The 17,475-nt window shown below is 51.1% G+C and carries 14 protein-coding genes; all 14 read right to left on the reverse strand.

What is annotated here, in order from left to right; translation table 11 throughout:
• Window positions 1-134 precede the first annotated feature (134 nt).
• The 14 genes from murG to F456_RS0103855 all read right to left on the reverse strand — a co-directional run bounded on the left by murG (window position 135) and on the right by F456_RS0103855 (window position 17,464).
• Entirely contained in the window at window positions 135-1,268 is a 1,134-nt protein-coding gene (gene murG, locus F456_RS0103790; protein WP_018975674.1) for an undecaprenyldiphospho-muramoylpentapeptide beta-N-acetylglucosaminyltransferase, read from the reverse strand.
• Window positions 1,269-1,283: 15 nt separating this feature from the next.
• Window positions 1,284-2,717, reverse strand: coding sequence for a UDP-N-acetylmuramoyl-L-alanine--D-glutamate ligase (murD, locus tag F456_RS0103795; RefSeq protein WP_018975675.1), 1,434 nt, complete (start codon window positions 2,715-2,717; stop codon window positions 1,284-1,286).
• 2 nt (window positions 2,718-2,719) lie between these two features.
• Window positions 2,720-3,685 (reverse strand): phospho-N-acetylmuramoyl-pentapeptide-transferase, encoded by a 966-nt coding sequence (mraY, locus tag F456_RS0103800; protein WP_018975676.1) that lies wholly within the window; start codon window positions 3,683-3,685, stop codon window positions 2,720-2,722.
• 7 nt (window positions 3,686-3,692) lie between these two features.
• The gene (locus F456_RS0103805) at window positions 3,693-5,105 is read right to left on the reverse strand and encodes a UDP-N-acetylmuramoyl-tripeptide--D-alanyl-D-alanine ligase (RefSeq protein WP_026293629.1); all 1,413 of its coding nucleotides are present in this window, start codon (window positions 5,103-5,105) and stop codon (window positions 3,693-3,695) included.
• Window positions 5,105-6,592, reverse strand: a complete 1,488-nt coding sequence (locus F456_RS0103810) for a UDP-N-acetylmuramoyl-L-alanyl-D-glutamate--2,6-diaminopimelate ligase (RefSeq protein ID WP_018975678.1) — start codon at window positions 6,590-6,592, stop codon at window positions 5,105-5,107. The genes F456_RS0103805 and F456_RS0103810 overlap by 1 nt, the downstream gene beginning before the upstream one ends.
• A 110-nt stretch (window positions 6,593-6,702) precedes the next feature.
• Entirely contained in the window at window positions 6,703-9,105 is a 2,403-nt protein-coding gene (locus tag F456_RS0103815) for a PASTA domain-containing penicillin-binding protein (RefSeq protein ID WP_018975679.1), read from the reverse strand.
• Between the two features lie 203 nt (window positions 9,106-9,308).
• Complete coding sequence (locus F456_RS21705; RefSeq protein ID WP_018975680.1) at window positions 9,309-9,725, reverse strand: hypothetical protein; 417 nt, start codon at window positions 9,723-9,725, stop codon at window positions 9,309-9,311.
• A 23-nt stretch (window positions 9,726-9,748) separates the two neighbouring features.
• Window positions 9,749-10,705 carry a 16S rRNA (cytosine(1402)-N(4))-methyltransferase RsmH gene (gene rsmH, locus F456_RS0103825; protein ID WP_026293630.1) on the reverse strand — a complete coding sequence of 319 codons (957 nt, stop codon included), beginning with the start codon at window positions 10,703-10,705 and terminating at the stop codon, window positions 9,749-9,751.
• 43 nt (window positions 10,706-10,748) lie between these two features.
• The gene (gene mraZ, locus F456_RS0103830) at window positions 10,749-11,186 is read right to left on the reverse strand and encodes a division/cell wall cluster transcriptional repressor MraZ (protein ID WP_018975682.1); all 438 of its coding nucleotides are present in this window, start codon (window positions 11,184-11,186) and stop codon (window positions 10,749-10,751) included.
• A gap of 212 nt (window positions 11,187-11,398) precedes the next feature.
• Complete coding sequence (locus tag F456_RS0103835) at window positions 11,399-12,664, reverse strand: adenosylhomocysteinase (RefSeq protein WP_018975683.1); 1,266 nt, start codon at window positions 12,662-12,664, stop codon at window positions 11,399-11,401.
• 107 nt (window positions 12,665-12,771) lie between these two features.
• The gene (bshC, locus tag F456_RS0103840) at window positions 12,772-14,400 is read right to left on the reverse strand and encodes a bacillithiol biosynthesis cysteine-adding enzyme BshC (RefSeq protein WP_018975684.1); all 1,629 of its coding nucleotides are present in this window, start codon (window positions 14,398-14,400) and stop codon (window positions 12,772-12,774) included.
• A gap of 204 nt (window positions 14,401-14,604) precedes the next feature.
• Window positions 14,605-15,519: an ABC transporter ATP-binding protein gene (locus F456_RS0103845; protein WP_026293631.1), complete on the reverse strand. Its 915-nt coding sequence runs from the start codon at window positions 15,517-15,519 to the stop codon at window positions 14,605-14,607.
• A gap of 42 nt (window positions 15,520-15,561) precedes the next feature.
• Window positions 15,562-16,494 (reverse strand): ABC transporter permease, encoded by a 933-nt coding sequence (locus F456_RS0103850; RefSeq protein WP_026293632.1) that lies wholly within the window; start codon window positions 16,492-16,494, stop codon window positions 15,562-15,564.
• A gap of 37 nt (window positions 16,495-16,531) precedes the next feature.
• Entirely contained in the window at window positions 16,532-17,464 is a 933-nt protein-coding gene (locus tag F456_RS0103855; RefSeq protein ID WP_018975687.1) for an ABC transporter permease, read from the reverse strand.
• Window positions 17,465-17,475 lie beyond the last annotated feature (11 nt).

The following is a 17,475-nucleotide window of genomic DNA, read 5'->3' on the forward strand; positions in this document are numbered from 1 at the left end:
TTCTCCATCCGGCCGCCCTTTTTCGTCTGTATGAAACAGACAGACGAAAAAGGGCGGTTAATTGCGCAATACGCGGAATTTTGTATTACGTTCATTATACACGTGCCGCGCACGATGGCAAAGAAAGATCAGACTTATAGCGCTCCCCGACGAATGGCTTGTGCTCTCACCGCCAATTTTCGCAGTTCTGCCGCAATAATCGAAGCGGAATCGGGCTTGCCGAGTCCAGCTGAACGTTCGGACATTCTGGCACGCAGATACTCATCGTTCACAACCGCCTCTACGGCCTCGAGCAGGCTTCGTCCGTTTAGATCACGTTCCAAGATCATAAGGGCCGCACCCTCGTCTTCCAGAGCTCTGGCATTGACTTCCTGATGATTGTTTGTAACGTTAGGAGACGGAATTAGTACTGCGGGAATGCCCAGTGATGTCACTTCCGCGAGAAACGATGCGCCGGCGCGGCTGATAACAAGCATGGAAGCGGCCAGTACCTCCGGCATCCGCTCCACATAAGGCAAAACTTTTAAATTCGCCGGAGTCACCCAAGGCGCTTCGTCAAGACCGCGCTTGATCTCGTCATAATATCTCTTGCCGGTTACATACACAAATTGTACATCAGGCATTCGCATAATATCCGGCACCATCTGCAGCATTGCTTCGTTAATCGCCTTGGCTCCGATACTCCCGCCTACGACAAGCACGATCGGGGTCCCTTCCGGAAGCCCCAGCATCCGAAATCCTTCGGCCGCATTGGCTCTGTGAACCGTCGTAGCCCGCGGATTCCCACTGTACATGACCCTTTTCGCTTTCGGAAACTGATTCTGCGTCCCGTCGAAGCTTACAGCCACTGTATTGACGTATCGGCTGAGAAAACGGTTAGTCAGTCCGGGGATCGCATTTTGCTCGTGAATCAGTGTCGGAATTCTCAGCTTGTGAGCTGCATAGACAACGGGTCCGCAAACATAACCTCCGGTACCAACGACGACATCCGGTTTAAACTTCTCCAGCAGTTCTGAAGAACTCTGTACCCCCCGCAGAAAGCGGAGAACGGTCTTGATGTTGTCGGCGGAGAGACTGCGGCGAAATCCTGTAATATCCAGCGTCTCGAACGGTATCTGGGTTTCGGGCACAATGGAATTTTCGAGACCGCGCTTTCCCCCAATATACAAAAATTCGGTATCCGGTCTATCGGCTTTCAACTGCTCGGCAATGGCAAGGGCAGGATAGATATGTCCACCGGTCCCGCCTCCGGTCAATACGACGCGCATACGACTTCCTCCCGTCTAATTCGATATCGAACGAACCGCCTGCTTAAACAGCAGCCCCCGTTCTTCAAACGAAGCGAACATATCCCAGCTTGCACAGGCCGGAGACAGAAGCACTGTATCTCCAGGTTCGGCCAGTTGACGCGCTTCGTCTACAGCACGGATCAGCGTTTCTGCGGAATCTCCTGCCGGATCGACGACCTTAATATGTTCTACGCCCGCACGGCGAGCCACACCGGCAATCTTCTCGCGTGTTTCTCCAAGTGTGACAAGCGCCTTTACCTTACTCTGCAAAGCAGGCAGCAGTTCCTCGTAATCAGAACCCCGGTCCAGTCCGCCCGCAATCAATACCACCGGCCGTTCGAAAGCCGAGAGTGCCGTCAGCGTCGCTTTGGAATTGGTTGCTTTCGAGTTGTTGTAGTAATGAATAGCGCCGATCTCGCCCAGCGATTCCAAACGATGCTCTACACCTCCAAATCCGGCAAGCGGCTCTTTGAGCGCTTCCGGACTTACACCAGCCGCAATCGCTGCCGCGCAGGCCGCCATTGCATTTGCCGTGTTGTAACTGCCTGGAATACCGATATCCGCAATCCTGATAATCGTGTGCACCTCTCCCGCCGCATCGCGATATACGATAGAACGGTCGATCAAGTTGTCCTCACCTTCCAGCAGACCGGACGGTGAGACGTATACACCTTCCAGAGTCAGCTCTTCGGTCATCGAAAACGGAAGAACCTTTCCTTTCAGGTAAGGAACCAGTTCTCTGCAAAAAGGATCATCCCAGTTGATGATGCTTGTATCTTGAGGTGTCTGATTTTCGAAAATTTTGGCTTTGGAGGACGTATAATCTTCCATTGAACCGTGGTAATCCAAATGCGTCTCTGCAATATTAAGCAGACAGGCGATCCGCGGTGCAAAATCCTGAGTCCCTTTCAGTTGGAAGCTGCTTAATTCAACCACAAGCCAGCTGTCGTCCGGAGCCTGCAGAGCGGCATCGCAGAGAGGCGTTCCGATATTCCCGGCAACAATCGGTTTTAGACCCGCTGCTTCTAACATGTTACCGATCCATGTTGTGGTCGTTGTCTTCCCGTTAGAACCGGTGATTCCGATCATCGGAGCCGCTGACAACTGATAGGCGACTTCGACTTCGGTTACGACTTCAATGCCGAGCTCAAGCGCTCTTGCAACCGGAGGCGCGGAGTAAGGAATACCCGGATTCTTAATTACCAGCGCCACTCCCGGATGAATCAGATCATCCGGATGTTCGCCGCATATAACAGAAATGCCCAATTCCTCGAGAACGCCCGCTTCTGGACTGTCTTCCCGCGGCTTACGGTCGTTGACCGTCACATTTGCGCCGAAGCCGTGCATCGTTTTTGCCGCCGATACGCCGCTTCGCGCAAGCCCCAGTACAACGACTTCGCGATTTGCATACTTTTTAGGATGTTCCATCTCTACAGCCCCTTGACAAGATACAGTCCGAACACGGATAGAATCAGCGAGACGACGAAGAATACGACGACGATTCGCCATTCCGACCAGCCGGAAAGCTCGTAATGATGATGAATCGGACTCATTTTGAAAATCCGCTTGCCTCGCGTTTTGAACGACAATACCTGCAGCACGACGGACAGCATTTCAATTACAAAAACGCCTCCAATCACGAGAAACAGAAATTCCTGTTTCGTCAGGATGGCAATCATGCCGAGCGCTCCGCCGATCCCGAGCGAGCCTGTGTCGCCCATGAACATTTTGGCGGGATGCGCATTGTAGACCAGGAAGCCGAGTACAGCTCCTGCCATCGCCGAAGCTCCGATCGCCGAAGGGAACTGTGTCGCCTGCATGGCAATCAGTGCATAGGCTCCAAAAGCAGGGGCACTGACTGAAGACAGCAGACCGTCTACGCCATCAGTGAAATTGACCGCATTGGATACAGCCAGCAGCATAATTACGATGAACGGATAATAAAACCAACCGCCCCAATCGAAGGTGCCGGAAATTCCCGGAATCGACAATGCGGTGCTGTGTCCAGAGTCGATCAGCAGCCAACAGGCGATCGTTGAGAAGAGGAGCTGGCCCGCCAGCTTTTGCAGCGAAGTAAGGCCAAGCGAACGCTTTTTCACTACTTTGATGAAATCGTCCAACAGACCGACGAAGCCGAAGCCCAGCGTCGTCGTCAGCAGAACATAGAATTCGGTGTTGATTACGGAAAATTTGACGAAGGCCAACGTAAAGGCCAGCAAAATGACGATACCGCCCATAGTAGGGGTGCCCGCCTTTTTCAAATGACCTTGTGGCCCTTCTCCGCGCACCTGCTGTCCGAGCTTCAACCGCTGCAGCAGGGGAATGCATAGCGGCCCGGCCAGTACGGCAAGCAGAAACGATACGGCGGCTGTCAGAATTAAAAGCTGTAAATCCATTCGCCGATCAGACTCCGCTTGCTCCGGTCAGCGGCGCATCTCGCAGCGCATAGACCACTTCTTCCAGCTTCATCCCCCGCGAAGCTTTGACCAGTACAACGTCTTTGGGCTTCAAGCGGCCGCACAGATGCTCAATAAGCTGCGCTTTGTCGGCGAAGGCATATACCGCTTCCGGGTTCATGACTTCGCTTGCCCCTTCTGCCGCTTCGGCGGACAAAGGACCAAAAGCACATACAGCCTCGATACCCGATCTGCCTGCATATCTTCCAATCTCACGATGATATTCCTTCTCTTCATCACCAAGCTCCAGCATATCGCCCAATACCAGCACTCTCGAAGCGTAACCTTCCAGACCGGCCAGTACGTCAATTGCCGCTCGGGCTGAGGTAGGACTTGAATTATAGGTATCGTTTAAGAGCGTCAAGCCTGATACGCCGATCAACCGCTCGATCCGCATACCGGTAAGCTGCAATTCTGCAAGCCCCTTCTTCATTTTATCAGCTTCAACACCGAGCTCCCTGGCTGCAGCCATCGCGGCCAACGCATTGGTCACGTTATGACTGCCGAGCGTCGGCAGCGAGAAGCAGAAGTCAGCTTCTCTTCGCGTCGTAAAGGCCATGCCTGATCCCTGCTGCATTATTCCGGTCGGATAATCGTCGTTTTCTTCGTTTAGACCGAATGTAAATGTCCGAAGCCCTTCAGGCAGCTTGCCTTCCAATTCCTTCAGTACAAGAGGAAGGAGCGGCTCGTCGCCATTGTACACAAGCAGACCGCCAGGCTTGGTGCCCGATGCAATCTCAAGCTTGGCACGGGCGATATTTTCCCGACTGCCCAAGTTAAGCAGGTGGGATTCGCCGATATTCGTTACGATCGCAATATCGGGCGGAGCAATCTGTGCAAGCAGAGCAATCTCGCCGAGATCGCTCATACCCATTTCCAATACGGCGACATCCGTATCTTCCGGCATAGCCAGCAGGGTTAACGGCAGGCCCAGATGATTATTGAAGTTCCCCTGCGTTTTGTGGACGCGCAGCGAAGTACTCAGCAGTGCAAAGACCATGTCTTTGGTCGTCGTCTTGCCATTGCTGCCGGTTATGCCGACCACTTTTGCACTGGTTTCGCGCAAATAAGCAGCCGCCAACATCTGCAGCGCTTCGAGCACATCATCCACTTCGATCAAAACGCCTTCCGGAGCACCTTCGTGTCCACGCTGCCAGAGCGAAGCGGCCGCTCCCGAACGAAGCGCTCCGGCTGCAAATTCATGCCCATCCACCTGCGCGCCGCCAAGCGGTACGAAGAGACAGTTCTCACCGATCTTGCGCGAATCGATGGAGACGCCGACAATCAACTTTTCTGCAGAAGCTGTACCGATCAACTGACCTCCGCACATGTCGGCAACTTGGCCGATTGTCCGTGTAATCACTTGACGACTCCCCTTACCGCTTCTGCCGCTACAAGGCGGTCGTCGAAGTCCAATACCTGCTTGCCGACCAGTTGATAAGTTTCATGTCCTTTGCCCGCAATTAACAGCACATCGCCCGGCTGCGCTTCCTCAACGGCACGGCGAATCGCTTCCGCACGGTCCACAATCAGCGTGTAACGGCTCTTATCGACCCCGTCCTCAATCAGCCCCGCTTCAATATCTTTAAGAATTGTATCTGGATCTTCTGTACGCGGATTATCCGAAGTTACAAACGCAAGATCGCTGTATTTGACCGCAATACGCCCCATAATCGGCCGCTTCGTCCGGTCGCGGTCTCCGCCGCATCCGAATACGCAGAGTACTCGCTTTTCCGCGAATTCGACGACAGTGCGCAGTACATTCTCCAATCCGTCCGGAGTATGGGCATAATCGACGATAATAGCGAAAGGTTGTCCCGCATCAACTGCCTCGACTCGTCCATCTACGCCTGCAACAGCTTCCAGACTGCGTTTAATGTCTTCCAGCTCTACCCCTTCGATCAAAGCGGCAGAGATTGCGGCAAGCGCGTTGTAGACGTTGAACTTGCCAACCATACGCAGCTGGATATCTGCAGAACCTTTGAATGTGTCAACGTGGAAGAATGTGCCTTTCGCCGTAATTTTGATCTGCGAAGCCCGGACATCGCATTCGCGTTCCACGCCGTAAGTGACAACTTCGGCAGCCGTCACTTTGGCGAATTCTGACGAAGCTTCGTCGTCCGCGTTCAGTACAGCATATTTGCGTTCGGAAAGATCTGCCGGCAGCGAATTGCCCAATCGTGCGAAGAACAGTCCTTTGGCGGCGCGATACTCTTCCATAGAATGATGATAATCCAGATGGTCCTGCGTCAAGTTCGTAAATACGGCCGTACGATAATCCGTACCCTTGACACGTCCTTGTTCCAGTGCATGCGACGAAACTTCCATAACGCAGCATTTCACGTTTCGATTAACCATATCGGCGAGCGACCGTTGAAGGCCAAGCGATTCCGGCGTTGTGCCCGACATTGGAAATGTTTCGCCGTCGTAACGCATCTCGATTGTACCGATTAAGCCGGTCTTAATGCCATGATCCTGCATGATTCGCTCGATCAAGTACGTTGTCGTTGTCTTGCCGTTCGTTCCGGTAACGCCGATCATACGCATCTGTCGGCTCGGCTCGCCGAAGAATGCATTTGCCAGAACGGCCATCGCCATCCGGCCGTCGCGCACGAGAAGCTGCGGAAGATTCGTGTCGAGCTTACGTTCAACGACCAGCGCGACGGCGCCGTTCTCTTCCGCCTGCTTTGCATAATCATGTCCGTCCACCGTGAATCCAGGCAGACAAATAAACAGATCTCCCGCTTTCACTTTACGAGAGTCGATCTCAATTCCCTTACATTCCGTTTCTCCGCTGCCGATCAACCGAGCGGTAATGAGCTGCTGTGCCAATTGCTGCAATTGCATGATTCATTCTCCCCTTATCCTATTCAATATTCCCAATCCTTGTGTTCTGTGTATGCCCAGGCCGCAAAATGCCCGAACCCGCCAATGGCAGGCCCGGGCTATCCGCAGCTTCAGTTAAGCGGAGCGGCTTCGCTTTCCGGAGCTGGCTCGACAGGGACGACTGTCCCGCCATCCACGACCGGTCCGTTGATGTCAGCCTGTTCGTCGGCTTCCAGGGAATCATCTTCGACATGTTCTCCGCCGGTCGAGGTATCCTCAGACTCCGAGTCATCGTCCGTACCGGTCACCATCACTTTGGCGGACTTGAGTGTCAACACGACAATCCGGTTTCCTTCGGCGTCTTGGGTCAACTTCTGCGAAGCAACGTAACCCGACCCCTTTGTACTGATCGAAACGTCCAATAATGCCAAAATATCAACTGCATCTCTCAGTGACAATCCGGTCAAGTCCGGCACGTTCATCTCATCCTTATCCTCAGTCAGCAGATAAATCTTCTGTCCGGCATACATGGCGCTGCCTGCAGCCGGATACTGTTCAATGACCGAAGTACCCGCACCGACCTGTTCGTAGGCGATACCTTCCTCCAGAAGTTTGGACTTGGCGTCTTCCAGCTTCATCTTAAGCAGATTTGGAGCGGTAACTTTAAGCAGCAGGTCCCCAGTTTCCGAATTCTCGCTTTCGCTCTGAATCTCGGTATCTGAGAACTTCTTCGGTACACCCATGTACTCCAATGTTTGACCCAGGATTTCTTTGGCGATAGGAGCTGCTATTGCCCCTCCACTCGCATTTGGATCATTGGGCTCATCAAGCATGACGAATACTGCAACCTTCGGATCGTCGGCCGGTGCATACCCGATGAAGGAAACAGCAGAACGGTTCTTGTCATAAGCGCTGCCTCCTGCTTTGGCTACGCCGGCCTTCTCAGCCGTACCTGTCTTGCCGGCAACCCGGTAACCCGGAATATAGGCATTCCGTCCCGTGCCGATTATTCGATCAGAAACAACCTGCTCCAGATAACCGCTAACGATCTTGGCCGTTTCGGGTGTGATCACGTCGCGGATTTTTTTGACTTCATTCATTTTTGTCACTTCGCCGGTCTGTGGATTGCTTTTCGACTTTACGATGTGCGGTTCAAGCAGCTTTCCTCCGTTAGCAACCGCCGAGATTGCCACAATCTGCTGAATCGGCGTAACGCTCACATTGTGACCGAACGTAATCGAAGCCTGGTCGCCGAGCGGGCTGTTTTCCGTTACATTCATCTTGCCGTCCAGTTCGCCAGGCAGTTGGATACCCGTCTTTTCGCCGAAGCCAAATTTCCCAATGTATTCCGTCAACTTTTTCGTTCCGATCTTTTCCAGGCCCAACTTGACAAACGCTACGTTACTGGAATGCTTGACACCGTCTAGGTAAGAGATAACACCCCAACTTCGGCCTACGTCGTGAATATTTCTGCCTCCGACCCGAATGACTCCCGAAGAATAAGTTTCGTTGGGATTGAATTTCCCTTCCTGAACTGCAGCCGATAACGTAACAATTTTGAATGTCGATCCCGGCTCATATTGTCCCATAACGGATAGGTTGTTGAAATCTTCAAGCTTCTCCGCTTCGGAATAAGAGTTCGGATCAAATGTCGGCATATTTACCATCGCTAGAATATCCATTGTATTGGGATCAGCAGCGATAATCGATACACTTTTCGGCTGATACTTTTCGTAAGCTTTTTGCGCTGCCTGTTCAGCATAGTGCTGAATTGTGCTGTCCAGCGTCAATTGGAACGAAGTGCCATCTTTCGGCGGTACAACTTCACTGCTCGCATTCGGCAGCTCAACACCTTTGGCATCTCTCTGATAACTGATCTTCCCGTCGATGCCTTTGAGCTCGTCCTCAAAATAAGATTCGATTCCGTATTTGGGATTGCCTTCATTATCAACAAATCCAAGTACGTTAGCCGCGAGCGTATGCTGCGGATAAAAACGCTTAATCTGATCGTCAAATACGATACCGATATCCGTTTTTTTGCTCAACCCTTTGGCCTGACGGACTGCGGCAATCGACGATTCGATTTCCTTTTTCAAATCGCCGTCGATCTTCCATCCCTGCGGCCGTACTTCAACCCATACGCTGTAATCGCCTTTTTTGTAAGTCCCTTTGGGGCTGTCCTTCTCATACTTGCGGACCACCAGTTCACGAAGTTTTTCTTCAGACACCCCAAGTTTTTCATGCAAAATTTTCACAACGTCGTCCGCGGTGCCGCGTTGGTTGATAATATTGGGTTCCACAACCACGGAATAAGCAGGAGAGTCTACCGCCAATTCCTTGCCGTTCCTGTCCGTAATGGCTCCTCGTTCGGCCTTCAATACTTTGGAAGCCGACCACTGCTCAACGGCCTCCGCGTGCCAAAATTCTGCCTGAACCACTTGCAAAAAAAAGATTCGTCCGATTAGAACGAGAAAAAAGAGGGTAATCCCCCCTCCGATTAAAAGCGTACGCAATTTCACCCTTTTTGTCAGCATACCGGTGGAACCTCCTGCCTCATTCAATCCCGCTTCCCATTTGGAGCTCGCTGCCTAACGGCAGCGAGCTCTTCAATTCGAAGCTTTTTGTTGTGAGTTCCCAGTCTATTGATCGCGTCACATGCTCGGTTTGATAATTCGATTCCCTATTCAAGTCGGGTTAAAGCTAAGGTTCGAACTATAAATCGGTCTCGGTCAATGTACTAGTTGTCAGTATCCGCTCCAGGCGATTGCTTGTCTTCTCCGCTGTTGCGATTAACGAAGATCGGCTCATGTTCCGTCGCTTGGACCAATCCGAAAGACAGTGCTGTTGGTACAATCGCCTGCCGCAGCACTTGCTCGTCGCGTGCCGCCTGCGCAATATCTTTGTTGATCTGGTTCGTTTGGCTTTGAGCCGCTGCAATTTGATGATTCAGATCATAGATATGTACATAGCGCCAGGCCACAATACTGCATAGAGCAACCGCGACCAGCACGCTGGCCAGATACAGCAGTTTTTCTCTGCCCGGAAGCTCGGCCCGGCGGGTTACAACCGTAGTCTTCTGATTGTATTGCTGTGAATGTGAAGATTGCTGTTTCTCCCGTTCCCGGATTGCCAAATTTCCGCGTGTCTGTACCATTGATCAATCTCCTCGTCTTGAAATTAGTCCAGCTTCTCTGCCACCCGAAGTTTGGCTGAGCGTGCTCTGGGATTTTGCTCGATCTCCGCATCCGTTGGTACTTTAGGTTTGCGGTTGATGATTTTGATGCTGTTCGGACCTTCATAAACCTCGACAGGAAATCCTGGAGGAGCGACATTTTTGCCGGTATATTCGAGCAAAATTTGTTTGCAGATCCGATCCTCAAGCGAATGGAACGTAATAACACTTACTCGTCCGCCCGGTGCCAAGCAGCGCACTGCTGCATGAAGCGCATCTTCAAAAGCAGACAGTTCGTCGTTAACGGCAATTCGCAGCGCTTGGAAACTGCGTTTGGCCGGATGACCGCCCGTTCTTCTCGCTGCCGCAGGTATGCCTTCTTTGATAATTTCAGCAAGTTCGGTTGTTGTCTCGATCGGATGCTTCGCCCGATGCTGCCCGATTTTCCCTGCAATCCGCCGAGAAAACTTCTCTTCTCCATAACGATACAGAATGCGTGTAATTTCTTCTTCCGGCCACTCATTAACAATTGTTCTTGCCGTCAATTCGGAGGACTGGTCCATCCTCATATCGAGCGGAGCTTCATGGTTGTAGCTGAATCCGCGCGACGCTTCATCGAATTGAGGCGAAGATACGCCGAGGTCGAACAGAAATCCGTCTACTTTAGGAATTCCTTCCTCATCGAGCGGAATCCCCGACTCTCGAAGTGCATTTTCCAATTCTCGAAAGTTGGTCTTGACGAGCGTAACCCGTTCTTCGTAAGCTGCCAGCTGCTTGCGCGCATTCTCCAGCGCCCAATCGTCCTGGTCCAGCGCAATCAGTCTTCCGCCTTCGCCAAGCTTGGATGCAATTAACGAGCTGTGTCCTGCACCGCCAAGCGTACAATCGACGTAAATGCCGTCAGGCTTAATATTCAGCCCCTCGACCGCTTCTTCTTTGAGCACCGTAATGTGATGAAACAATTTCGTATCCCCCAGACGCAACATGTCGCATTCATAATTTTCTTTAAAATTCGATATCGAAATCGGATAATTTCTCTGCAATTTCTCCGAAGGACTCCTCCGACTGCATATAATAGCGGTCCCAGTTGTCCCGGCTCCAAATCTCTACCCGGCTGCCTGCGCCGATAACGACGCATTCCTTATCCAACTGCGCGTATTCGCGCAAGTTGGCAGGCAGATTCGCTCTTCCCTGCTTGTCCCATTCGCACTCCGCTGCACCTGAGAAAAAAAACCGAGTAAAAGCACGTGCATCGGACTTCATCAAAGGCAGGTTATTCAACTTGCGTTCGAGAATTCCCCATTCCTGCTCAGAGTAAACGAAAAGGCATTGGTCTAGTCCGCGTGTCACAATGCATGCCGTTCCCAATTTCTCGCGAAACTTGGCCGGCATAATGATGCGGCCCTTGTCGTCGATGTTATGCTTGTATTCGCCCATAAACATCGCAGGACCCACTCCTCGCCTTTTCTCCTCCACTTCATACCACTTTCCACCACCTACAGCATAATAGATTCGACGTTCGAAATCAAAGCCCTTCCTTAAATTTCACGTTTTTTTGTCGAATTTGACGTTTTTTTTCGGATACTTTTCTTTTTTTATAAAAAAAGACCGTTATTCCCTTATTACAGGAAAAACGGTCTTTTTTCTATTCAACTTCAAACATTCCAACTTTGCAGGTACGTTTTTTGCATTTCGTTCAGCTCGTCGATTTGAATGCCCATGCTTTCCAGCTTATAACGGGCCACTTGTTCGTCCAATTCATAAGGGACTTTGATCATGTGGTGTCCAATCGATTCATAATGCTCATTTACATACCGCAGCGACAATGCTTGCAGGGCGAAGGTCATATCCATAATCTCTGCCGGATGACCGTCCGCTGCGCCCAGGTTGACCAGTCGACCTTCGGCGAGCAGATATATTTTCCGTCCATCCTTGAACTGATACTCTTCGATATTTTTGCGAACCGTACGAATCGCTTCCGAACGTTCTTCCATATCCGGCTTGCTTACTTCAACATCAAAGTGCCCGGCGTTTGACAAAATCGCTCCATCTTTCATCACATCGAAATGTTCGCCTGCAATGACTGCCTTGTTGCCTGTAACCGTAATAAAGAAATCGCCGAGTGGTGCTGCTTCAAGCATAGTCATTACCCGGAAGCCTTCCATATGCGCTTCCACCGCTTTAATCGGATCGATTTCGGTCACAATGACATTGGCCCCGAGTCCGCGTGCACGCATGGCCATTCCTTTGCCGCACCATCCGTAACCGACGACAACTACCGTCTTGCCGGCCACAATCAGATTGGTCGTACGCATGATCCCATCCCAAGCCGATTGACCGGTACCGTAACGGTTGTCAAACAACGATTTGCAGAAAGCATCGTTAACGCCGATCATCGGCAGCTTCAACGTACCTTCGTTCTCCAGCGAACGCAGCTTGATAATCCCGGTCGTTGTTTCTTCCGCGCCGCCACGAATTGTTTCCAGTAGATCCGGTCGTTCTCCATGCAGAATGGTAGCCAAGTCGCCACCATCGTCAATAATGAGATCCGGCTTGGCTTCAAGCGCCCGGATGTTCAGCTCTTTAAGTTCTCCCGGTGCCGGCTGATACTTGGCAAAGACCGTAATGCCGTCCTCTACAAGAGCCGCGCAGACATCGTCTTGTGTAGACAGCGGGTTGCTTCCTGTAATGGTCACTTCCGCCCCGCCGGCTTGAATTACTTTCGCCAGATAAGCTGTTTTTGCTTCAAGGTGCAGACAGACGGTAACTTTCAATCCTTTAAAAGGCTGATCCTGTTCGAACTGCTCCCGAATGCGGTTTAATACCGGCATGTGCGCAGATGCCCAATCGATTTTCAGGCGACCTTCCGGTGCAAGATTGATATCGGCAATAATACTGTTTTGTTTGGCCAATGAACTCATGTAAAAACCTCCCGATCCACTTTTATCATATTGAGCCCTACTCTTTTACGATGTTGGATCTTAATAATGATGTTGAATCTTAATGGTGATATTGAATCTTGATCCTATTAGACTTCAACAATACGATGTCTGCCTGTCAGATCCGGATCGATTTTCATCAATTCGTCAATCCAATCCAGACCGTAACGGTTCAACATGTAAAAGACGGTATATACGCGCTCCTGTGGACGGTCCAGCGGAAACAGCATTTTGTAAATACGATCCCATCTGCGGAGTTCCGCTTCGTTTTGTCTGGCAATGGTCTGTTTCGTCTTTTCCTGCAAAAAAGTTATCTGATCGACGATTTTTTCACGGTTCTTCATGCCCAAGTTCGCAAGACCGGATTGCAGTTCTCCCAGCCGTTCGATTAACGGTGCGTAAAGTTGTTCGAACTCTGCCTTCGTCTGCTCGAACATTCCGTCCATGCCGAGTTTATCCTGCTGAATTAACCAGGCTTCTTTCCGGCTTTCGAACCGTTCCATCACATCTTCAAACGTAAGGCCATAAAACTCCATGTTCTTTTTCGTCGAAGGGTCGAGCACCGTAAAGGACATCCGCGGAAGTAGAATCGGCATCTGCATGCCCGCAGCCTCGAATCCATCCTTTGTTCCTGCCCAATAAGCGATTTCCCCAAGTCCCAATACCGCCTGCAGAACCGGGAATAGGTAATCCTGCATCAACGGCCGTGTCAACACATTGTTGCTGAAGCACTCTGGACATCGCTCCAAACGTTCAAGGAGCTCCTCCTTGGTCAGAATGACCATACCCCGACGATCGACAAACTTTCCGTCCTGTTTATACAGCAGCAGCCGCTGCCCTTCATGAATATAGAAAAGGTTGGCAGCACCCTCTACTGCTTGGGCCTGCTGCTCGTAACCGGCATCTTCGATTCTTTCGGCGGCTTGCAGATAAGCTTGCTCGAACTTGTCGTTTTGCTCGATCAGACGTTCAAACATCGGACGTTCCACTTTGCGAAGTTCCGGATCTGCCGAATCGACAAGAACAAGACCATAACGGCCGAACAGTCTTCCGATCAGACGGGCAAACCCTTCGCTCAGGCTGGTGGATTGAGGAAGTTCACTGCGAAGCATCCCTATCAGCTCCGCTTTGAACTCCGAATCGGCAAGCTCCAACTCCAGCTCCGCAATCACTTCTTCCCACTTTTCGGTCGGTACTTCTACAGCGCTGACTGATGATTTGCCATCATGCCAAGATTCCATTCGAAGTCGGCGCACTTCAAGGTCATGCGTTAATACGTAAGTATGATCCGCTTCATCCCAATCATGGTCTTCGCCTGCGATCCAGAAGATTGGTACAACTTCCCGACCCAGGTCTTTGGAAGCGAGCCTCGCGGCATGAACAATTGTCGCCGCCTTGTATACGACAAGAAGGGAACCGGTAAACAATCCGCTCTGCTGTCCGCCTACGACAACCAACGTCTGTTTGTCTTTCAACTTCTCCAGCGATTCCCGAACGGACGCATAATCGTTATATCGAGCATTGTAAGACGTCAGTACCCGAACCAATTCCTGGCGGTCGGCCTGCGGTCGGTTCGGAGCATCCAGCCATTCGGCCCGGCGCCTAAGCGAGTGCCCATCTTGTAAATCGTATTCGTATAATTCATGCGAGTGCTGCCCGCGCACATAATCTTCTCCCAAGGCCGAACCCTTGCGAATCACCTGTGGAATGACATTCATGTCTGGCCTTGCCTCCTGTCTCTGTCTCCTTAAACCCTTCTTGATTGTACCCAATCGTCCTCGCATCGTCAAAACAACTTTCTACCACTCCGGTATAAAGTCATACTTCAAAAAAGCAAAAGACCGCCTTTCCTAGCGGCCTGCGCTGCGGAAAGACGGTTTGTTTCTCCTCCAGAAGATGGAGAGAATGACTTGCTAAACGACTCAGTAAGGTGTAGCGACCCAGTGTCCTGGAGAAACTTCAACCAACGTCGTCTCTTCGGTTTTTTCGTCTGCCGAACGGATTGGACCTCCGCCTTCAGCCGACAGCAAAATCCGCTTTTTCTGCGCTTCGACTTCCGGATCCGGAACTGGAATCGCGGACAGCAGCGACTTGGTATACGGATGAATCGGATTGCTGTACAGCTCTTCGCTGTCTGCCAATTCGACCATTTTGCCCAGATACATAACCGCAACACGGTCACTGATGTGTTTGACCATCGACAGATCGTGTGCAATAAACAAGTAGGTCAGACCAAGACGCTCCTGCAGTTCCTGCAGCAGGTTAACGACCTGCGCCTGGATCGACACGTCGAGTGCCGAGATCGGCTCGTCACAGATAATGAATTTCGGATTAACTGCAAGCGCGCGGGCAATCCCGATACGCTGACGCTGACCACCTGAGAATTCATGCGGATAACGCGTTGCGTGATCGGTGTTCAGACCAACCAAGTCCAACAACTCTTCGATACGCTTTTTGCGTTCTCCTCTGCTGCCGGCCATATTGTGGATATCCAATGCTTCGCCAATAATATCCGATACCGTAAAGCGTGGATTCAGGGAAGCATACGGATCCTGGAAAATCATCTGCATATCACGGCGCATGGCCTTCATCTTGTTTGGAGGCAGCTTGTAGATATCTGTTCCGTTAACACGTACGCTGCCTGCAGTCGGCTCATAGAGCCGCAAAATGGTACGGCCGGCTGTGGACTTACCGCAGCCCGACTCGCCTACCATGCCCAGCGTTTCGCCTTCGCGGATAAAGAAATTCAAGTTATCCACCGCTTTGAGCACTTTCCCGTTTCCTACATTAAAATATTTTTTCAGCCCCTCGACTTCGATCAGATTCTTTCCTGTCATTGCTCCCATGGCTGACGCCTCCTTCACTGTTGAATCTGCGGATTATTTATTTTTAAGCGACGGGTCAAGCGCATCGCGCAAACCATCTCCGAGCAAGTTGAATGCCAGCATGATTACGCTGATCAGAACTGCCGGGAACAGCATCCGCCAAGGATAGTACATCCAGCCGGTAAGGGCATTTTCGACCATCGAACCGAGCGAGGAAATCGGAGCCTGTACGCCGAGACCGAGGAAGCTCAAGAAAGATTCTGCGAAAATAGCGCTTGGAACCGACAGTGTCAGGGTAACAATAATTGGACCGCTCGCATTCGGCAGCAGGTGACGGAACAACAGTCGGCCTGTACCTGCGCCCATCGAACGCGATGCCAATACGTACTCGCGGTTTTTCAATTTCATGATTTCGCCGCGGACAATCCATGACATGTTAATCCAGCCTGTGATGGTCAGAGCCAGGATGATCGTACCCAAGCTTGGCTCGAACACAACCAGCAGCAGGATCGTAACAAGCAGGTAAGGAATTGCGTACAGAATTTCGGAAAATTTGTTCATGATCGTGTCGACGCGGCCGCCGAAGTAGCCCATGATGCCGCCGTAGATTACGCCGATCAGCAGGTCGATCAGCGCCGCTGCCACACCTACGATCAAAGAGATTCTTGCGCCCGACCATGTTCTGACAAACATATCACGGCCCAGATCATCCGTTCCGAACCAGTGCAGCGAGGAAGGCGGCTGGTTAGTTGCCAGCAGGTCGTTCGTTTGGTAATCGTAACCGTGTACCCAATAAGAAATCATTGGTGCAAAGATCGAAGCAAGAATGATCAGCACCAAAGCCATCAGACCGCTCATTGCAACTTTGTTGCTGCGCAGACGTTCCCATGTATCGCGCCAAGCCGTAAGGCTTTCGCGCTTAATCACTTCGGATTCGCGCTCGTTAATATTGACTGGCTCAAAGTCAGCCGCCGTCAAAGCGGGCATAGGCTGCTTGTTCGCCTTATTTTCATTCGCCACTTGATTAGCCCTCCTTGCCCGATGTCAGTTTGATACGCGGGTCGACGAGTACGTAAACGATATCGGTAATGAACCGAGCGGCCATCAAAATGATACCGTAGAACAGCGTAATACCCATAATCATCGTATAATCGCGGTTTGAGATACTTTCAACGAACACCTTACCAATGCCGCCGATGCCGAAGATTCGTTCAACAACAACCGAACCGGTAATGATGTTAGCCGTCATCGGTCCCACATAAGTAACAACCGGCAGAATACCGTTGCGAATAACGTGCTTCCAGAGAATTGCCGGCCACTTCAGGCCTTTGGCCTTCGCCGTTTTGATGTAATCAGCATGCAGAACTTCCAGCATGCTCGAACGAGTCAGACGGGCGATATAAGCGATTGGTCCTGCCGACAATGCGATAACCGGCAGTACATAACCAAGTGGCGTGCGAAGCCCCGTGATCGGAAATATCCCAGCCTTAAGACCAAGTGAGTATTGAAGCAGCGAAGCAAGTACAAAGCTCGGTACCGCTATACCAATGACCGCTATGATCATAACGGCGCTGTCTATAAACTTCCTATGATACAAAGCCGCCATTAACCCCAGCGTCACGCCGACAATAATTGATACAACAACGGCGATGAGACCCAGTCTCAATGATACGCCGAATGTTTGACCAACAATAGAAGAAACTTCCTGATTTAGTTTTTTCATCGAAATCCCCAGATCACCTTGAACAATATTACCAAGGTAATTCACATACTGAGTCAATATAGGTTTATCCAAACCGTATTGAGCATCCAAGCGGGCCCGAATTGCAGCCGGAATTTCTTTTTCGGACATAAACGGATCGCCCGGAATTGCTTTCATCAAGAAAAATGTCGCTGTTATCAGAATAAACAGCGAGAGCAGCGTATATATAAGTTTACTGGTTATATAGCGTGCCATCTGCGAACCTC

This window comes from Saccharibacillus kuerlensis DSM 22868, assembly GCF_000378145.1.
In the GTDB taxonomy this organism is placed as follows: Bacteria; Bacillota; Bacilli; order Paenibacillales; family Paenibacillaceae; genus Saccharibacillus; species Saccharibacillus kuerlensis.